Here is a 17,962-nt window from a genome sequence, read left to right on the forward strand (position 1 = left end):
CCTCAAACCCGGGGGCCTGTGATCGTGCCCTCGGCAATCCATGTGATGAGAGCATTTCCCTCGACTGCATTGCCGGCCCGGCCGCCGCGATATCCAACCTCGTTGACCGCGCCGCTCGCAGTGCCGCCATATTTCCCCACGTCCCCCTCGCCCCCAGAGAACCCGGTCGCCCCGCCATCCCCACCTTGGCCACCCTGCACCCAAGGCGCGGAATGCCCACCCAGCAAGGCGCCCGTATAAATTTGATAGGTGCCCGGCGATCCAGCTGATGCAGCGATCATCACAACCGAGTTGCCTGATCCAATAAAGCCAGCGCCGCCGCCACCTGCTCCGCCCCATCCACTGAGGTATGTGCTGTTGTAAAAGCACGATGAGCCACCGCCATCGCCGCCATTTCCGCCGCCTCCGAAGATGCGACCACCCAGGTTGTCCACCCGGCACCGCGCATCCGTTTTCAGGCCCACGCCGCCCCCCGCTTCGCCACCTATGACACCCCGGTTCGTCAGCGTGACGCTGTCGTGAGGAAAGCCGGTGATCACGAAGTTGCAGACGTTGACGCCAGCAGCGACATTGACATTCAGAAGCATGCCCGGCCCCCAACCTGCAGCCTGGGCAAGAGCCAGCAGGTTCGGTTTCCAGATGGACGCATTGATGTTGAGCACGGCCGTTTTGGTTGCCGCCGCGAGCAAGTAGAACGGCGTCATGCGGGATGCACTCCGCAGTAGTAGAGGTCGTACTTAGCCGAGCCTGCACGATTGATAAACAGCATGGTCAATACCTCGTTCGTGGCATAGGTTGGTATTGGGTTTTTCGGGGGAATCACCGAAGCAGCGTCAAAACCGATGCTCTGAATGCCTCCGAGGAATTGCACCTTGAGCATCACTGTGTCTCCACCTCGGCGCGGACCTTTGAGCCAGAACTTTGTGGGGCCGGAGATGGAAACCTGCTGGATCATTCCTTGCCCCGGGTCCACCTCCCAGTCCGTGACACCAACGGCGATGGCCTCCGTCTTCAGGCCGGGGATACAGTCAATGTTGTCGAGCAAGCGCCGCCAGCCCGGCCATATCCAACTGCCATTGACCTGCCGACGAAAGAACAGCGGGGTGCCCGCTGTGAGTCCACCAGCAATCTGCAGCTTGTAGTTGGGTGACGAATGCGGTATCTGAAAGTAGTAGTGCCAGTTGTCGCCCGAAGGCGGCTGATTGGCCAGGCCCGCACCATCCGCAAACAACACCTCATGCGGCAGCGTGTTCAGATCGCCCGTGCCTGCGGCAAGGTTCACGACCTTGCGTGGCAGCACTTCCTGGGCCTGTGGAAACTGCTCACCCGTCGCCCCGGAAGGACCCGATGCATAGCCAGAGAATTTGCCCCCGGACTTGGGCATCAGTGTGCCGATGACCGGACCGATGCCGGGATTCCAGCCGTCTCCATCCCACCAGAGCCACACCCCTTTCAAAGCGGGGTCCGAGCCAACGTAGGTATACCAGGCACCGATCTGCAACGCATTGCCCTGGTTGTCCTTGGCAGGGTTCAAGGCCTTCGCACCCAGATAAAGGGCCTGCATCTGCGTGTAAGCACCCACGGCATTGCTCGCATGTGTGCTGGCCGTTGACGCGCTGCCAGCTGCCGCCGTCGCCGAGTTCGCAGCCTGGTTGCGGTAGCTCATGGCTTGGTCAGCCTGTTGCGCTGACAGCATGCGCGAGGACTCGGCAGACATCGCATCTTCGCGCGCAGCGAGCGCGCATTCGCGACAGGCGGCTGCAATCTCCCGCAGCTTGGCCGTTACGCCAGGCATGGCCGTGCCATAGGCATACGCCTCCTGGTTGAAATTCAGGCTCCCCAGGGCCGGATACAGCGGCACAAAGGGTGCCGCCGGGATTTCAGGGATCAGGCTCATACGTTGCCCTCTACTTTGATATTGACTCTTGCGAAAGTGGCGCGCTCGGCGCGCACCGTGCCGGTAACAAAACCCACCGTTGAGATATGGCCGTACTGCGGCAGATCGCTGGCCTCGACAGCCACGGGGATATCGATGATCTTTTCCAGCAGCCGCGAGACGCGCGGGGCGTCCTTGGCATTGATCAGCACCGATGCGGTGATGAGCTTGGCCACGCGGCCTTTCTGCCGCAGGTAGGTGCCGTCGCCGTTGGCTTTCCAGAGGCCATAGCGTTTGGGCGAAACCTCCGCGCCAAACTCCGTGCCGCCCTTGTCGGACAACGGTGCGAGCAGCTGCTGCCATTGGCCGATGCTGAGATAGCCCAGCTCGGCCATGGCCTGCGGATCGCTGCGGCTCAGCGTGATTTCCAACGAAGACACGGGCCGGATTGGATAACCCGAGCCCGTGTACTTGTTGGTTTTTTCGAGGTTGCCGAACAGGTATTCCCACTCGCCGAACGCCTGTTCCCACATGGTCTGCCCATGCGAGTGAATGGGCGGCGCACCAGGTGCAGCACCTGGCTCATAGACCTTGATATCGGTCTGGTCCGCTTCCACGCCGTACATCGCCACGCCATTGAAAAACGGGGGCGTCAAGACGTACTTGAGGCCCCCGCGCTGCTTGGCTGCAGTGAAGACATATTCGTCAAACGGCGCCATTCGATTCGTGGGAGAGGTCTCATCCTTTTCCCAGTGCTGCGATGCGCGCGGATCGTCGGGCGTGTAGGCATTGACGGGGGCACCGGCAATGGCTTTGGTGCACTGCCAGGTCCACCCTTTGTAGGTGAGCCGGGCGCCCAGCGCATAGTCGCCGGCCACCCATGCCACCTCCCCCATGCCCGCATCGACGGCCGGGATGGTGGTCCCGGCCGCAATCATGGCTTCCGTGATCGTGATGGGCAAAAGTATGTTCATGCCGTTCCTTTCTCCAATACCTTCGCCAGCTTTTCGGCCACCTCTTCCACATTGGCAATCACCACGTAGTCCGCATTTCCGCCGCCGCTCACGCGGTCGCGCTGGTCCGTGTAATCGGGCAGCACGCTCGTGTGTCCTGCGGTTGCTTCGGCCGCTTCGCGCAGGGCATCGATCCCTTCGCGCACCGCCTGCAGCACCTCCAGCACTGCCCCGCCTGCAGGGCCGCCAGCACCATCCAGCGCAGCCATCAGCCTGCGGTTGTCGGCCGCAGGCACGATGCGTTCGCCCGCATGCACGATGGCCGGCATGTCGAACGGGACGTAGTTGGTTCCGATATCGAAAGCGCGCAACTTGATGCCCGTGATCCGTTCGACCTCGGCCCAATCCCGGGCGTAGTACCCGCTGAGCGCCTCCAGATCCGAGAGCGTGGCCCCTGCATCGCGCATGCTTTGCATGAGGCCGTTGAGGTCGCCCGTGCCGTCATAGGCGTGGTACTTGTCATACAGCCCGTCGAGGCGGTTGATGGTTCCCGGATCAATCACCGGCTCGTACCAGGTGCCGCTGACACCATCGAAGCGCGGCCGCGAATACTTGGCGTCCACCGGCTCAGTGCTGACCTCGCCGCCCGGACCCAGCACCGCCCCGCCTCCATTGCTGCCGCCGGGCTTTTGGCCTGGCGTGGTGGTCTTGGGAGCGATGAGTGCCAGCAGCTTGTCGAAATAGCCCCGCACCGTGTCGCTGAGCGCAGCCGTGCCGTTGACGAGTTCGTCAGCGGTATTGGCCAGGGCATCCAGCTGCTCGATCTGGGTCTGCACCGCCTTCAGTTGCCGCTCTTCAAACGACAGCTGTATGCCGGCAATCTCGCCCATCTCGGCCAGTTGGCCCGCCAGCACCTTGGTGTCGCGCCGGCGTTCAAACTCGCTGGTGTACTCCCCGCTGGTGATGCCATTGCGCGCTGCACCGATGGCGTCCTGCAGGCCTGCATAGTCCGTGACCGAAGCCCCGGCACGCATGCCTGCCAGCGCGCGCTCGATGTAGACCATCCCCTGCGCTGCCAGCAGTTGCCGCGTGCTGTCCACGCTGCCCCACAAGTCATTGGCCGTGCTGTTGAGCATGCTCACGGCCGAGCTGATCGCACTGATGGTGCTTTGCAGCGTTGACGCCTGGCCCTGCAGCGCATCGCGGTCGCGTTGGTACGCGCGCCGGAACAGATCGTGAGCCGCTGTCACGGCCTCGCGCTCGTCCTCAATCGCCCATATCCGCTGCTGCAGCGCGCGGTTGCTCGGGTCCAGCGCGGCCAGCTCGCGCCGGCGCAGCTCGGCCGTGTCGCCGGAAAGCTCCAGCAACTGCCGCTCCAGATCCGTCTGCTTGTCGCGGGCCGCAATCTCGGCGCGCAGGGCCTCGTTGTAGTCCCAGGCTGCGCGCTCGGCCTCGCTCATGCCCTCGGTCGCCAGCTTGCGCAGGGCCTCGCGGTACTTGTCCGTCTGGCCCGTCGCGCGCAGGTACTCGGCTTCCAGCTTGGAGCGGTCCTCCTTCAAACCATCCAGCACGCGGCCAGCAGCATCGGCCACCTCGCCGAACATCTGTGCCATGGGCAGCAGCTTGGCGAGCAGCTCGACATCGCCGGCGGCCATCGCCGCTTCGATCAGCTTGCGGAACTGCTCTTTCGCGGCCTGGCCCTGACGCGGGTCAATCTCCAGCTTCAGATCCTTCAGCGACTTGTCCAGCACCTTCGCGGCGTTCTCGACCCGTTCGCTTTCCGTGTAGAAGCCGGCATAGAAGGCGTCGATGCCCGCTATCGCGTTCTCGATGCCCCCCATCTCCTTGATGAGCTTGGCAATTGCCTTGTCGCCCATCTCGCCGAAGTTGACGATGTTGTTTGTCCAGCCCTCCACCGCCGTGGCCGTGAGCTGGACCTTTTGCAGCATCGCGTTGAAGCTTTCCAGCGTGATGTCGTCGCCCAGCTCATCAAAGACATCGCGCATCCATGCCGGCAGGTCGGCTTTTTTCAGCTCACCCACCAGGGCGCCGCCCATGTCGGCGACGAACTGCGTGAAGGCCTTTTCCGGGTCGTTGCCCAAGTCGCGGTTTTTGTACGACTTGAGCACTTCTCCCGTCACCTTGTCGATGATCTGGAAATAGCCGTGGGCGTCCTCATCGCCATACTTCGGGTTGGTCGCAAAGCCTGCGGCAATGTCCACCTCTCGCACGTTGCCGCTCGCGTACTTGGACAGGGACTTGTAGACCTCGGCCAAGGCTTTCACCGTGGTGCCCAGTTGCTCGCCCAGTTCCTTGTTGCCGCGCTTGGTGAAGTCGCCCAGCGCATTGCCCCACGCATCCTTGCCCAGGGCCTGCTTTGTGGCGTCGTCCCAGTCGTCCGTCCTGGTCGAATAGACACCGCCCGAGTGGTTGGGGCCACGGGAACCAAACAAGCCGCTCTTGAGCAGCGAGAAAATCGCAATCGCAACGCCGATGTAGGGAATGGCAGCGCCCAATCCCATGCCGGCCGCAGTCGTGCCGCTGGCAGATCCCCATAGGGAAGCCACGCCACCGATTCCAAGCTGCCCGCCTGCAGCGATGCCAGCGCCCAGCTCACCCAGGAAGCTGCTGCCCATGAGCTTGCCCAGACCGATCACGCCCGATGCGACCACTCCCGAGCTGCCGCCCGAGAAAGAAGACCAGATATCCGTCACGCTTTTGACGCCAGCCAGGGCATTGCCCTGCGTACCACCGCCATCAGACAAGCCCAGCATGTTCGCCGCATAGGCGGCCACAGGCTGCACCATCGGCATGATGAGCGGCCGCAGGATCAACGTCCGCGCCAGGTTCTTGAGGTAGTCGCCGAACGACCGCCCTCCGGCCATCAGCTGGTCCGTGAGGCTTTGGCCGATCTGGTCAACGCCCTTTTGCCATTCGGTCACGCTGGCGGCCGAAGCCTTGGCAGCGGCCTCTTTCCCGTCCTTCTGGGAGGTCAGGGCCAGGCGCTCGCGCAGCAGGGCGATTTCCTGCTGCAGCAGCGCATGCTCGGCCGTCATGGTGCCGGTCAAGGCAGCAGCACGCTCCATCTCGGCCAGCTGCTGTTCCTTGGACAGGATCACAGCCATTTGCCGCAGTTCAAGGACCGCCCGCTGCTGGTCCGCACTCAGGCCGATCAGCTCAATCTCTTCGCGCAGGGACTTGTTGCCGGCCTCCAGCTCTTCGACCGTCTTGGCCTGTATGCCAAGCCATTCCTGGCGGTACTTGCGCTCTTCCTCAGTGGCCTTCTTTGCCTTCTTCGCGGCCTCGTTTTCCTTCTCCAGCGCCGCCAGCGTGTCGATCTTGGCCAGCACGTTGGCGCGCTGGGCGGCTGTCAGGCCCTTGAGGCTGTCTTTCAGATCCTCATTGAACTTGATGCGGATCTTGTCGGACTCGGTCAAGGCTTCGCCGCTGGACAATTCCTGTCGCTGCTCTGCCGTCTTCTCTGCGATGGACTGCAGCAGGTTGTCGTAGCTGGTTTGCAACTGCTTGGCCGACTGCGCGCTGGCCTTGGCCCCCGCATCCTGCTTGGCATAGGTCTCTTCGACCTGGCGCTGCATCTCGGGCGTGAATGCAGAGCCGAGCTTGCGTTTCCATTCCTCGACTTCCAGCGCGGCTTTCTGCGCCGCCGTGCCGTATTTCTTGATCCAGTCTTCGGACTGGCCCAGCGGGATCTGCGTGCTGTTGGCGGCCGCCGCCACACCGGCAACCTGAGTCGCCACCTCCTCAACGGCTGGCTTTGCCGCGCCGGCCGCGGTTCGCAGGACATCCAGATGACTCTTGATGCCGGCAATGCGCTCTTCAAGCTTGGCCGTCATCTGCCCTTTAGGGCCACCAGCGCGCGCAAGCAGGGCCTCGGCCTGTGCCAGGCGCTCGGTCTGGAATTCGATTTCCTTGCTGAGCCTGTCACCCACTGGGTCGCCCAGGTTCGATGCAATGGCCGCGCCCGTGGCCGCACCAATGCCCAGCAGCACCAGGGTGGCCGGGTTCGCCGCGAGGGCCAGGCTCAGCGCGATCACCGCGCCGCGCACCTTGGTCAATGCCCCCCACACCCCGCCAGCGGCGCCGATGGCATTGGCAACCTGCAGCGCCCCGGCCGCCGTGGCCGTGCCGGCGATCATGCCCAGCACCACGCCGATTTCGCCCTTGTGCTCGGCCACGGCCTGGCCCAGCTTGACGATGCCCGCCATGCTGCTGGCGGCAAAGCTGCCCACGTCGACCAGCCCGCTGATCAGGGTCTGGAAGCCGTTGCGCACGTCATCGCTGTTGAGCGTGCTGTTGAGCCCTTCGACGCTATCGCGCAGGCCTGGCAGGCTCGCGCTGTCCGCCGTCATGAGGCTGTTGATGGTGTTGCCAACAGCCGTCAGCGAACCGCCCAGCGTGTCCCGGGCGGCCTGGGCCGCGCCGCCATAGCTGGACTCCAGGGCCTGCAGGATGATGTCCTGCGCCTTGGCTGTCTGGCCCGTGCGCTCGAACTGCTTGACCAGCTCCTTTTGCGCATCAGTGAACCGAAAGCCCTGCTTTGACAGCGCCGTCAGCCCTTCGCTGGGCACGTCCAGCGCCTTGCCGATAGTCTCGGCCGAGGCCGTGACCTCGTAGCCCATGCGCTCGGACATGTCGATCACGGCCTGCATGGCACGCGGGAACTGATCGCCCACCACGCCCGCATAGCTGAGCATGCGCGTCTGCGCCTGGTTGATCTGACCCGCACTGAAAGTGCTGGTCTTTTCCATGCTGTCGGCCATGGCGTTGAGCCGTTCAACGCTCCAGCCAGCCGCGCCACCTGTGGACTTGATCGCGGCCGCGAGCTGGGTCTGCTCCTTTTCGGCGTCGATGGTCTCCTGCTTGATCTTGGCGATGGCCGAGGTGATTCCGACCACGCTGATCGCGCCGCCGATGGCGCCCAGCACAGCGCCCTTGAGGCTGTCCATGCGGGCCGACACGCCGGCGGCCATGTTGTCATAGGCATCCTGCACGCGCTTGGCGTGCTGCTTCACATCCTGCTCAGAGGACTGCAGCCCCTGGCTGAATTGCGCGTACTCCAGCGCGAGCTTGACGACCAGCGATCCCAATGCAGACATTGCTAGTCCTCCTTGCTTTGTTCTCGGATTTCATTCATGGCCGCGAGCGCGCCGCGCTCCATGACCATCAGGCCCACCATCACCTTGCGGCGCTGCCGCTGGGGCACGAACATGTCCAGCCAGGCGGAGGCGCAGCCGTAGTGCAGGCCCATGCGGGTGCCATCCATGCCCGCGAAATGCCATTGCGTTTCCAGCGCCCGCCAGGCCGTGACGACGGGCCAGTTATCCCGGTAGATCCCGAATTCCTCGGGGGGCTGCTCGACGGCCGCGCGCTGCTCGGCAATGGCCTGTGCCACGCGCTCGATGTCCCCGGCCGGCGCCCCCATCGCGCGCATTGCATCCAGCATGGATTCCTGCGGCGCGAAGGGATCGGCCGGCGAGGGGCGAATGCCCGCCCACCAGCGCGCGGCCTCGATCAGTTTTTTTCTTTGGCGCCCGCGTTGGTGCGCAGGTACGTAATGGCCGTTTCACGCACGGCGGCAGGCAGGCGCATGAACGCGGCCTTGTTGTCCGGGGTGAACTCGACGGGCATGCGCTGCAGATCCTTCATTTCCCAGCCCACCAGGAATTCGTCCACGACTTCCGCAAAGGGCTTGTTGTGCAGTTCCTGGCGGCGCTCTTCATCGGAGCGCTGGAAAATCGCCGTGAACGACTCTTCGCGCCAAGAGCCGCTTTCGGTCTTGACCTGAATCTTTACGGTTTCCTTGAAGGTTTCCGAGGGGGTGAGATTGAACATGGATGAACTCCAGAGTTGTTGAATAAGGGAAGCGGATGCGGTGGCGCACGGCGGCCCGTGCGAGCACCAAAAGCAAAAGGCCGCACAAGGCGGCCTCTGGCGGCAAGGGAAGGGAAATCACGTCAGCGCACGATCAGCACCAATTCGTCATCGCCGACGATGGGCACCAGGTCGAAGGGCAAGGCCATCATTGCCACGCCCTGGTCATCGCTGAGCGTGAACGGGCCGGGCTGGATGTTGGGCATCTGCAGCTCAACGATGTTGCCGGGGTCCACACCGTGGACGATCACGGCCGCGCCGCGCTCGCTGTTGCGCACGATCTCGGTCCAGTCCTTTGTCGTGACCTTTGGAAACTCCATGGTGATGGAGCCCGTGGGCTGGCGGTCGGGACTGGCCGCGCCTGCGCAGTTGATCAGCTCGCGCCAGTTCAACTGATTGGCCAGGTTGACCGAAAACGCGCTGGTGCAGGCGCTGTGCCCGAAGATGGTGAGCGTGGGCGTGTTGGTCTTGCCGACGACCTTGGGCTGCATGAACTTCGAGTAATCCACGCCCGTGGGCATGGCGCCCTCTTCCGGCTTGGAGTAAGCGCCCAGGAACTCGAATTTCATGACGGGGATGCCCTTGGGGTTCAGCTCGAAGCTGACCGTACCCTTGGCATCCACGATCTTGAACAGCGTGCCATCCAGATAGCCATACAGCGTCAGCAGCGGCTCACCGCCGCTCACCAGCGTGTACTGCACATCGGTGCCGGCCGTGACGGTCTCCGCAAAGCCACAGGCCTGCAGAAGATCGCCGTAGGCAGGCGCCACGCCTGGCGTGCCGCTCCCGGCGATTTCCACTTCGCACGACAGCTTGCGATGCTCGCCGGCCGTGAGCTTGCCGCTGTTGCCCTTGTAGGGGCGGATCAGATCGCGCGCCACCTGGTCGGCCGTGATGGGCTCGGGCATCAGCGCCCGGCACAGGATGGCATTGGCCGCCGCCGTAGGCGTGGCCGCAGTGCCCGCCGCCGTCTGGACCATGGCCAGCAGCAGCATCTGTTTCATGGACTTTGCCATGGGGATTCCTTTCAGAGGTTGAGGGATAGGGCCTGCGATCAGTCCTGCGGCACGCGCAGGCCGGTAGCGGGATCGCGCACGTAGCGGCCCGCCTTGCCGTGGAACGCATCCCGGGGCGGCAGCGTGGTGGCCTGGTGGTGCGCGGGCTTCGCCGGCTTGGTACTCTGCGGGGCCGGTGCAGACGTGTGCACTGTCTCGTCCTTGTCTTTCTTTGCCGTCATGGCGTGTCCTTTGCTGTGGTGAATCGGGGCGTGCGCAAGCGCACGATCAGGGCGCGGGCGTAGACCTGCGGATCGTCTTCATAGTCCGCGTCCTCGCAGCCCACTTCCCATTGGTAGTGCTCCATGGCCTCGACAGCCGCGCGCACGCTGCCGCCGCCGCTGGTCGGCAGCAGGGTGTCCAGCTCGACCGCGCTGCGGCTGAGCACGATCACCGTGGCGTCGTGTGCGTCGTAGCCGCCGCCGGCGCACCATCCGGGCTCCGGTGCCGTCTCGACGCTGAAAACAGCCGCTGGCCAAGTCGGGCGGGCCGGCAGCTCAAGCCACCAGGTATTGGCCAGCACCGCTTTGAGAGCAGGCAGCAGACGCTGATGGATGCTCGGGCCTGCAGTCATGCGCCTCCCTTCTTTCTTTCGCTGGCCAGGTAGCGCTGCAGCGCCTGGTCCATGGCCGTGATGGCGTTGTCACGCTCCTGCTGCAGTGCGGGCTCAATGAACGGCTTGCGGCCGACCACGCCCTGCGAGGCCGCCCGCCGGCGCGCTCGCAGGCTTGTGGCCTCGTACTTGCGCGTGCGAACTACCACGCGGCCATTGCGAAGCCGCTGCGTGTATGTCGTGACGCCAGACTTGACCGATGCAGGCACCACACGGCGGCCGGTCTCGACCCAGCGCCAATAGAACGGGTCGTTGTCGCGCCGCACCTTGATGCGACCCCGGCTCACGACCAGGCGCTTTTGCCCCTTGGCCTGTACGCGCTTGGTCTGGTCGCGGCCGTGGCGCACACCGATGTGATACTGCGCGGTCCCGTCCGGGGCGTTGGGCTCACGCTTGATAGCGATGTTCTCGACCATGGCGCCGGTGATCACCGATCCGTTTGCCTTGGCAATCGCTTTGGCACGGTTGGTAATCACCTTGCCGCCAGCGACCACCATGCGGCGCGAGACTTTTTGCGCCATGTCCTCGCGGACTTCGCGGAAGGCTGCAGTCAGGTCGGGCACGCCTGTGAACTCGGGTTTGTCAGCCATCGTTGACTCCCGTTTCACAGGTCAGGATCAGCGATTCGCGCCGGCCTGCGAAGTTGTTGACGTGCTGGATGTTGTGACACTCGCCCTCATGCAGCACCCGCATGGTGGTGTCGATACCGGGCATCCAGCGAATCGTGAACTCGGTACGGGCCACTGCCACGATGCCGCCAGCGGCGCCGGTGGCGGGGCGCTCCGAGCCCGAGAAGTCGCGCCGGCTGGCGGGCAGATCCTTTGCCAGATCCACCCACTGCCGCACCATGCCGCCGCTGCTGTCCTGGCCCATGGCCAGGCGCTGCAGAGTGATCCGCTCATTGAGCTTGCCGGCCTGCATGTCAGCACCCCATGCGCCGCAACGGCCGCAAACATGCGCGGGCGCCTGTGGGCAACCGTGTTGCGATGGTCCCCGTGACCACCTCCTCACGGTTGGTGTACAGGTCGCCCAGGATCAGCAGAATGCCCGCGCGAACCATGTCCGTGCACACCATTGGCAGCGGGCCGGCTGTGTCAGCGGCCAAGGCCTCATCAAGATCCGCCTGGTCTGCGAAAACCCCTCGGTCCAGGTAGCTGACAGCCATTCCCGTTGCCGCCGACAGCTTGAGCTGAATGTCAGCGTCTTCCAGGCTGGACACCACCCTGAGATGGTCCTTTGCCTGCTCCAGGCTTACCAGGGGCTTGGGCATGCTCACTCCTTGGCGGGCTCTTGAGCTGCCGGCCCATCCACTGGTGTTGCCCCGCCCTCTTGCATGCCCGCCGCCTCGCCAGTCGCCACGCCAGTCGCCACGCCGTCGCCAGCGGCGGCCGGCTGATCTGCCGGCGGCGTGGGATCAGTGGGAGGAAGCGGCGCTGGCGGCGCGGTTTCTGTTGCAGCCCCCTGCCCTGCCGCTTGCAGGCCTGCCGTATTCGCCGGCTTGGGCGAGCTGTTGCGGCGAGGGGTGGGTGTCTGGGGCGGGCTGGCAGGGCCAGCGGGCTTTTTCTCGGCTGGGCCTGGCGTCTTGGCGCGAGGTTCGCGGACCATGCCGTGTCGCTTGTAGTGCGCGAGGGTCACGGCGTCCAGGCCCTCGGGCAACGGGTCGCCCGGGCGGTAGCGCTTGCCGTCGCGCTCGAATGTCTTTGCTACTTCCATGTTTTCTCTCCAAAAATGCCAAACGCCAGCGCAAAGGCTGGCGTTTGCCCGAGGGTTGAGGGAACGTTTACGGCGCGGGGAACTGGCCCGCCACGATGGCAGAGGGGCGCTCCACCGTGAAGCCGAGGCGCTCTTCCACGATCAGGGCCACCATGCCCTTGATCGCAAAGTCCGCATGCTGCTCGGCCACGCGTACGCTGACCTCCTCACGGTCATAGATCGTTGCCGCGAAGCCGCTGCCGGCCAGGAAGTCATCGGCCGCCATGGCATGGCTCTCCACCACGGTCTTGCCCCACACGCGCGGCGCGGCGCCATCCGTGGGCGTGCCGAAGATGTAGGCGCCGTCGTTGGTCTTCATCATCTGGATCAGTGCCCAGTCTTCGAGGCTCAGCACCGCGAAGGTGGCCGGATACTGCGCCTTGGCAACCTGCAGGAAGGCCCAGCGCAGATAGTCCAGCTTGGTATGGGCCGGACCACCCGAGGGCACGGCAGGCATGCCGGTAGCGCTGAATGCCACGGCCTGCGGCGTCAGGCCCAGCAGGTTGCCATTGGTGCCGTCACCAAACAGCAGTTGCGCGTCTTCCTTGATCTTCAGGCCCTGGCGCATGCGGCCATCGACCAGGCCCTGCAGCTGCGGCGCGTCGGCCAGCACCTGGCGGCTGGCGGGAATCCAGTGGCCGATGTTTTCGACGGGCGAGCTTTTCTTCTCAAACGTCAGGCCGGATTCGGGTAGCGCGTTGCCTTCACCATTGCGAGAGCCGGCATTGTTCGTAAAGAGCTTTTCCTGCACCCACTCGACGGAGTTTGTAGCGATGCTCACGGCCATGAACAGATCGCGCACCGTCAGCGCCATATCAGGCCCCATGACGATTCCAGCCTGGTGCGGCAGGATCAGCGCACCGGCGCTTGCCGGGCCGCTGGTGATCGCGGCCTTGCCGAACAGGGGCGCATTCATCGTTGCCAGCTCGGCCACGCCACCGCGATAGCTCTTGCAAACTTCGGACTCGCCCACGATCTGGCCCAGGCTCTTTTTCTGGTCGCCGCCACCGCCCAGCAGGTTGGCGGCCTTCTTGGCGATCTCGGCCACTTCGTCGTTGACCTTTTCCAAAGCCTTCTCGACCTTGTCCACCTTCTGGACAGCATCCTGAAATGCGGCCTTGGTGGTGGCATCGACCATGCCTGACTTCATCTCGTCATGCAGTTTGGACACCTTGCCGTCCAGCTCGGTATGGGCCTTGCGGACTTGCTCAACGGTTTCCTTGGCCGCCTTCGCAGTGTCGGTCAGTTGGTCGATGGCCTTGCGGATATCGCCGCCCACCTCACCCGTCAGGGCCACAGGCAGGGAGCCAGCGGCAGCGAGACCGGCCCAGGCATCGGGCGCAACGATGGGAACGCCCAGGGCGCTGGCAACGGCCAGGATCGCCAGGACAGCGAGGAATGCGTAAGTGACGCGCTTTCGGGTAATGCAGTGCATGTTTCAGTTCCAGGTAAATGCGTGCGTGAGTTGCTTGAGGTTGTCTGCCAGCGTCTCGCTGTCCGGGTCGCCGTCCCGGCGGCCCAGCGACTGAAAGCCGCCAGCAGCCAAGGCCTTGGCCTCGCGCTGGCTGTATCCGAGGCCACGCAGCTGCGCCTCGAAATCTCGAATCGTGGTGGCGGCCTTGACGGTCTCCACCAGCGCTTCAGGGTTCATGCCGAACGGCACCAGGGAGAATTCCCAAAGCACCGCGTCTTTGATGATTCGCACATAGTCACCATCGCGCTCTTCCCAGGTGGCGCCTCCTGGCACGATGTCGAAGCCCACGGACAGGCCATCGAGCACGCCGGCTTTCATCAGCTCATAGGCGTCCTGCACATAGCTCACACCCAGGGTGAGCTGGCCATCGACCCTCAGGCCGTGTTCGTCCTGCGTGCACTTGGCCTTGCCGGCCAGGCGCTTGAGGTCGTGGTTCATGGCAATGCGCACCTTGCCGTCGCGCGTTTCCTTCATCGCGCGGAATGCGCCGGGCATGATCACGTCCCGGCCCAGATCCACGTTGTTGAACACGGCGGCATAGCCGGTGAACGTGCCGTCTGCCTTGGCTTCCTTGATTTCAATCGGTGCGGTCAGGCGGTCCATCAGGCGCCTCCTTTGTTTCGGGTCAGGATCTCCCCCAGCAGGTCCGAGGGGGCCATGTTGAGCGGCACATGCAAGTCGTCTGCGCCGTCGATGAGCGGCATGTCCTCCAGCTCGCGGATCTCGTTTTGCGTGATGGCACCGGCCGTGCGCAGCTTCACGTAGTACTCGCCGCGCTGCGTGCTGTCGCCGCGCAGCAGGCCCCGTACATCGAACTGGAAATACATGCCGGCGCGACGCTCGGCGGGCGTCAGCAGGCTGCTGTTGAGCCCGGCCTCGATCCGCACCAGGTACGCCATCAGCGTGTAATCCAGGAAATGCTTGTTGGCCTGCTCGGTGTTGGCGTAGCTGGCCTTATCCATCTCCATCAGCATGTGCAGGGGCACGCGGTAGATGCGCGCCGCCTCGGCAATCTGCAGCTTGCGCGACTCGATGAACTGAGCATCGTTGTTCGGGGTGCTGATGGCCAGATAGTCGGTCTCACCGTCCAGCACCGGCAGCTCGCCCTTGTCCCGCGACTCCTTGAGGTACTGCGCGAAGCCCGCGCGGATCTGATCGCGCTGCTGTTCGCCAAAGTCCGCCGTGGTCTTCAAGATGCCTTGGGGCCGGCCACCGCTGCCGAAGAACTCGGCCGCATACTTTTCCAGCGCCACGGCCAGGGCCAGGCTGTTGCTGTGCAGTTGGTGCGGGGCATAGCCCTCCAGATCGCCCACACCGCCGAAGCCCCGGATGGGCATCACGTCCTCGCGCCGGCGCTTGATGCGCCGGCCCTGGCGGTCGGTGAGCCAGTAGACGATTGACCCGTCCTGCTGCACCTCGGGCTGTACTCGGGACTTGTGCACCGGCTGGATCTGCAGGATGCGCCCCGTGGACTCCATGCGGTCCACCGGGTTGTAGGACTGGCCCATGGTGGCAAGGCTCACCACCATGGCTTCCTTCCACTCGGGGGCCGTCATGTAGTCACAGGGCTGGTCGTGCACCAGCGTGTAGCGCGCGTCATCCTTGGCCCGCTCCCGCCCCTTCTGTGTAGTGCGGTAAAGGTGCAGCGGGATGGTGCCCACGGTCTCGGCAATCAGCCGGATCGCAGACCATGACGCAGTGATCTTCAACTGCGTCAACTCGCCCACGGGCACCTTTGCCCAGGTCGGACCTACGCCCAGGACATTCCAGCCCTGCGGGTTGGTCAGGGTCAGGTCGGTGCCCTTGAGCGCCCAGGCCATCGCCCCGAGCACCGCTTTTCGGATTGGGCTCATGTGCTGTTCGCTTCTGCAAATGACGCCCAGAAAGCCTTGGCTTTCTGGCGCTTATCGGTTTGAGGTTCCGCAAGAGCCAAGGCACGGCCGAACGCCATCAGCATGGCAATGGCGCCGTCGATCTTGTCTTCCTTGCGGTTCTTGGTCGGGCTTTTCAGCTCGTTGTATTTGCTGGTCAGCACCACCAGGTTGCTGACCATCCAGCTCATGCAGGGATTGCCGTCATGGCGCACCTTGCCGGCCAGGACCAGGGCTTCCAGCTCCTGCAGGGGCTGCGTGAAAAACAGGCTGCGCTGCGTGATCTCGACCATGGGCAGGCCCTCATCGATCAGCTTTCGCGCCCAGTAGCTGGACAGCGCCGGGTCGTATGCGGCTTCCTTCAAGTCATGCATGTCGCGGTCGGCCTTGAGGTCGTCCGCGATCATGTCGAAATCGGTCAGGTTGCCAGGGCTGACCTTGATCCATCCTTCTTCCACCCAGCCCGACAGCTGCGCCGTCTTGCTCTCCTGCACCGCAACTTGGTTGTAGTACAGACGTGTGCACACGAACCACATTTCGCCGCGCCGGAAAATCTTGACCTTGGCCGCGAAGTCGTTTTTCTCTGCCAGGTCGGAAGCCGCATAGCACTCCTCATCGGTGAACTGCTCTTCCCGCAAGGAGGTATCTGCACAGGCATTCCACGCCTCCATGTCCATCCAGTTGGTGCCGGCATTTGTCCACACGTTCAGGTGCTTGGTCAGGAAATTGCCCCGGCTGCTGGGTGTCGCCAGCGCCTTGGTTTTCGTGGCCTCCAGCTTGTCCACCTTGGCGCTGATGCCCAGGTTCGGATTCGCCTTGCGCCAGACCTTCGGATCTTTCCAATCGTCGCCCTCGTCGATGGTGTAGATCACCCCGAACCACGTCTCATCGACGTGCGTTCCCTCCAGCACCTTGATGGTGTAGCTGCGAAGCTCGAAGCAGATGCCGCCCGTGTCCTTGCCGGCCGTGGTGATGGCCGAGATGAGCGGCTGACTGCGGGCACCGTCCGCCGACTCGATCACATCCCACAGGTCGCGCTTCTTGTGCGCGTGCACCTCATCCACGGCCGCGCCGTGCACGTTCAGGCCGTCCTGCGTGCTGGCCTCGGCATTCAGAATCTTGAAGCTGCTGGCCGTACTCGGGCAGCTGATGTCGTGGCGGCCCACCGTGACGCCGAAGCGCTCGCGGAACTCGCTGTCACGCAGCACCATTTCGCGCGCCGTATCGAACACTTCGCGGGCCTGCTCGCCAGTCGTCGCCGCGCTGTAGACCTGTGCGCCGGGCTCATCGTCCGCAAAGGCGAGGTACAGGCAACGGCCGGCAGCGCGCGTGCTCTTCGCATTCTTGCGCGCCACCTCTTCATAGCTTCGGCGAAACCGGCGCTTGCCCACTTTCCCGCGCTCGACCTGCATGCGCATTTCGACCTGCTCAGCGTCGAGACCTTCGCTCACAGCAGCAACGCGGTGCGCCTGCATCTCAGCCTCAGTCCACGGCCGATGAATCCAACAAAACAGGTTGAACTCGCAGAAGATCTGCCAGTCCTCCAGGCGGATCTTTGCGTAGCGCACCATGCCGTCTTCATAGACTGGCTTGGCCCACTCGCCTTTGATATGGCAAAGCAGTTCCTGAAACTGGCACGCGCGGCCACCCAGGCGCACATTCACGACATAAGGAAAGCCAGCCGCGCCCTGTCGTTCCAGATCGCGCAGAAACCGCTTGCAAGCCAGCCGCTCATACTTCCCCGCGACCTCTCGCCCTTCGGTCACGCGCTTGGCGTAGGCCTTGGCGCGCTCGAAATACTCGGCGTGAGGTCGGGTCATGGCAGCTAGTCGAAGTCGGTGAACCCTCTCGGAGAGGCCGGGGCGGCAGCGGGCGCAGCCGGGGATTGCTCATCCTTCGGTGCATCGCCCTCGAAGAGCTGCAGCTGCGCGCGGATGGCGGTTGTCACATTGGCCTGCTCGGCCGGGCTCAGGCCGAACTTGGCCAGCAGCGACAGCATCATTTGCCGTTCGCTTTTGAGGATCTGATAACGGGGGTGCTGCATGGGCATCCCGTTCGGGCTGGTCACCTCGAAGGCACCCATCGGGTCTTTGCCTTCGGCCCGCAGCAGGTTCTGGCGGGCGCGCAGCGAATGGCGCAGTTCCTTCACATCGGAAACGGTTTCGCACAGCTCCTCAAAGATGTCCGAATACACAACCGATATCAGGTTGTAGCGGAGCAGCTCTGCGCCCAGGCGCTTCCACACCTTGCGCGCGCCAGGGCTCAGGCCCTTCGGCACTGGCGGCATTCCCGCCTCTGGCCGGAAAGTGCTGTCCAGGTTCACCGACATCGGGCGCTTGCCCCGGTTGCCTTCCAGCACTTTCAGCTCCACCGGCTTCGCGGCCGGGCCTCGTCGTCCCATGGTCTACCTCCTACCCCCCACCCCCCGAAACCTGCGCGTGCAAAAATTCCACGGAGCGGTCGGTTTCCACACAAA

General features: G+C 64.0%; 18 protein-coding genes. All 18 read right to left on the reverse strand.

Going from position 1 to position 17,962, the window contains the following annotated elements; translation table 11 throughout:
- Nucleotides 1-2 precede the first annotated feature (2 nt).
- Nucleotides 3-704, reverse strand: coding sequence for a hypothetical protein (locus BW39_RS31145; protein ID WP_152547264.1), 702 nt, complete (start codon nucleotides 702-704; stop codon nucleotides 3-5).
- Nucleotides 701-1,897: a hypothetical protein gene (locus BW39_RS18200; protein WP_043823506.1), complete on the reverse strand. Its 1,197-nt coding sequence runs from the start codon at nucleotides 1,895-1,897 to the stop codon at nucleotides 701-703. The genes BW39_RS31145 and BW39_RS18200 overlap by 4 nt, the downstream gene beginning before the upstream one ends.
- Complete coding sequence (locus tag BW39_RS18205; protein WP_043823508.1) at nucleotides 1,894-2,850, reverse strand: hypothetical protein; 957 nt, start codon at nucleotides 2,848-2,850, stop codon at nucleotides 1,894-1,896. The genes BW39_RS18200 and BW39_RS18205 overlap by 4 nt, the downstream gene beginning before the upstream one ends.
- A complete protein-coding gene (locus tag BW39_RS18210) occupies nucleotides 2,847-7,946 on the reverse strand; it encodes a phage tail length tape measure family protein (protein ID WP_052155370.1) in 5,100 nt (1,699 codons plus the stop codon). Before BW39_RS18210 ends, BW39_RS18205 begins: the two co-directional genes overlap by 4 nt.
- A 2-nt stretch (nucleotides 7,947-7,948) precedes the next feature.
- On the reverse strand, nucleotides 7,949-8,293 hold the full coding sequence (locus tag BW39_RS18215) for a DUF1799 domain-containing protein (protein ID WP_043823509.1): 345 nt from the start codon (nucleotides 8,291-8,293) through the stop codon (nucleotides 7,949-7,951).
- Between the two features lie 68 nt (nucleotides 8,294-8,361).
- Nucleotides 8,362-8,682: a hypothetical protein gene (locus BW39_RS18220; RefSeq protein ID WP_043823510.1), complete on the reverse strand. Its 321-nt coding sequence runs from the start codon at nucleotides 8,680-8,682 to the stop codon at nucleotides 8,362-8,364.
- Between the two features lie 122 nt (nucleotides 8,683-8,804).
- Nucleotides 8,805-9,737: a phage tail tube protein gene (locus BW39_RS18225; protein WP_043823511.1), complete on the reverse strand. Its 933-nt coding sequence runs from the start codon at nucleotides 9,735-9,737 to the stop codon at nucleotides 8,805-8,807.
- 38 nt (nucleotides 9,738-9,775) lie between these two features.
- Nucleotides 9,776-9,958, reverse strand: a complete 183-nt coding sequence (locus BW39_RS18230) for a hypothetical protein (protein WP_043823513.1) — start codon at nucleotides 9,956-9,958, stop codon at nucleotides 9,776-9,778.
- Nucleotides 9,955-10,350 (reverse strand): hypothetical protein, encoded by a 396-nt coding sequence (locus BW39_RS18235; protein ID WP_152547265.1) that lies wholly within the window; start codon nucleotides 10,348-10,350, stop codon nucleotides 9,955-9,957. Before BW39_RS18235 ends, BW39_RS18230 begins: the two co-directional genes overlap by 4 nt.
- On the reverse strand, nucleotides 10,347-10,979 hold the full coding sequence (locus BW39_RS18240; protein ID WP_043823516.1) for an HK97-gp10 family putative phage morphogenesis protein: 633 nt from the start codon (nucleotides 10,977-10,979) through the stop codon (nucleotides 10,347-10,349). Before BW39_RS18240 ends, BW39_RS18235 begins: the two co-directional genes overlap by 4 nt.
- Nucleotides 10,972-11,310 (reverse strand): head-tail adaptor protein, encoded by a 339-nt coding sequence (locus tag BW39_RS18245; protein WP_043823520.1) that lies wholly within the window; start codon nucleotides 11,308-11,310, stop codon nucleotides 10,972-10,974. The genes BW39_RS18240 and BW39_RS18245 overlap by 8 nt, the downstream gene beginning before the upstream one ends.
- 1 nt (nucleotide 11,311) lies before the next feature.
- A complete protein-coding gene (locus BW39_RS18250; RefSeq protein ID WP_043823522.1) occupies nucleotides 11,312-11,659 on the reverse strand; it encodes a head-tail connector protein in 348 nt (115 codons plus the stop codon).
- A gap of 2 nt (nucleotides 11,660-11,661) precedes the next feature.
- Complete coding sequence (locus BW39_RS31150) at nucleotides 11,662-12,102, reverse strand: hypothetical protein (protein WP_152547266.1); 441 nt, start codon at nucleotides 12,100-12,102, stop codon at nucleotides 11,662-11,664.
- Nucleotides 12,103-12,169: 67 nt separating this feature from the next.
- A complete protein-coding gene (locus BW39_RS18255) occupies nucleotides 12,170-13,576 on the reverse strand; it encodes a phage major capsid protein (protein ID WP_235264230.1) in 1,407 nt (468 codons plus the stop codon).
- Nucleotides 13,577-13,579: 3 nt separating this feature from the next.
- On the reverse strand, nucleotides 13,580-14,218 hold the full coding sequence (locus BW39_RS18260; RefSeq protein WP_043823523.1) for an HK97 family phage prohead protease: 639 nt from the start codon (nucleotides 14,216-14,218) through the stop codon (nucleotides 13,580-13,582).
- On the reverse strand, nucleotides 14,218-15,468 hold the full coding sequence (locus tag BW39_RS18265; RefSeq protein ID WP_235264231.1) for a phage portal protein: 1,251 nt from the start codon (nucleotides 15,466-15,468) through the stop codon (nucleotides 14,218-14,220). Before BW39_RS18265 ends, BW39_RS18260 begins: the two co-directional genes overlap by 1 nt.
- Nucleotides 15,465-17,306 carry a terminase large subunit gene (locus BW39_RS18270; RefSeq protein ID WP_043823527.1) on the reverse strand — a complete coding sequence of 614 codons (1,842 nt, stop codon included), beginning with the start codon at nucleotides 17,304-17,306 and terminating at the stop codon, nucleotides 15,465-15,467. Before BW39_RS18270 ends, BW39_RS18265 begins: the two co-directional genes overlap by 4 nt.
- Nucleotides 17,307-17,311: 5 nt before the next feature.
- Nucleotides 17,312-17,887, reverse strand: a complete 576-nt coding sequence (locus BW39_RS18275) for a P27 family phage terminase small subunit (protein WP_081816242.1) — start codon at nucleotides 17,885-17,887, stop codon at nucleotides 17,312-17,314.
- Nucleotides 17,888-17,962 lie beyond the last annotated feature (75 nt).

The organism is Delftia sp. RIT313, assembly GCF_000632165.1.
Taxonomy (GTDB): domain Bacteria; phylum Pseudomonadota; class Gammaproteobacteria; order Burkholderiales; family Burkholderiaceae_C; genus Comamonas; species Comamonas acidovorans.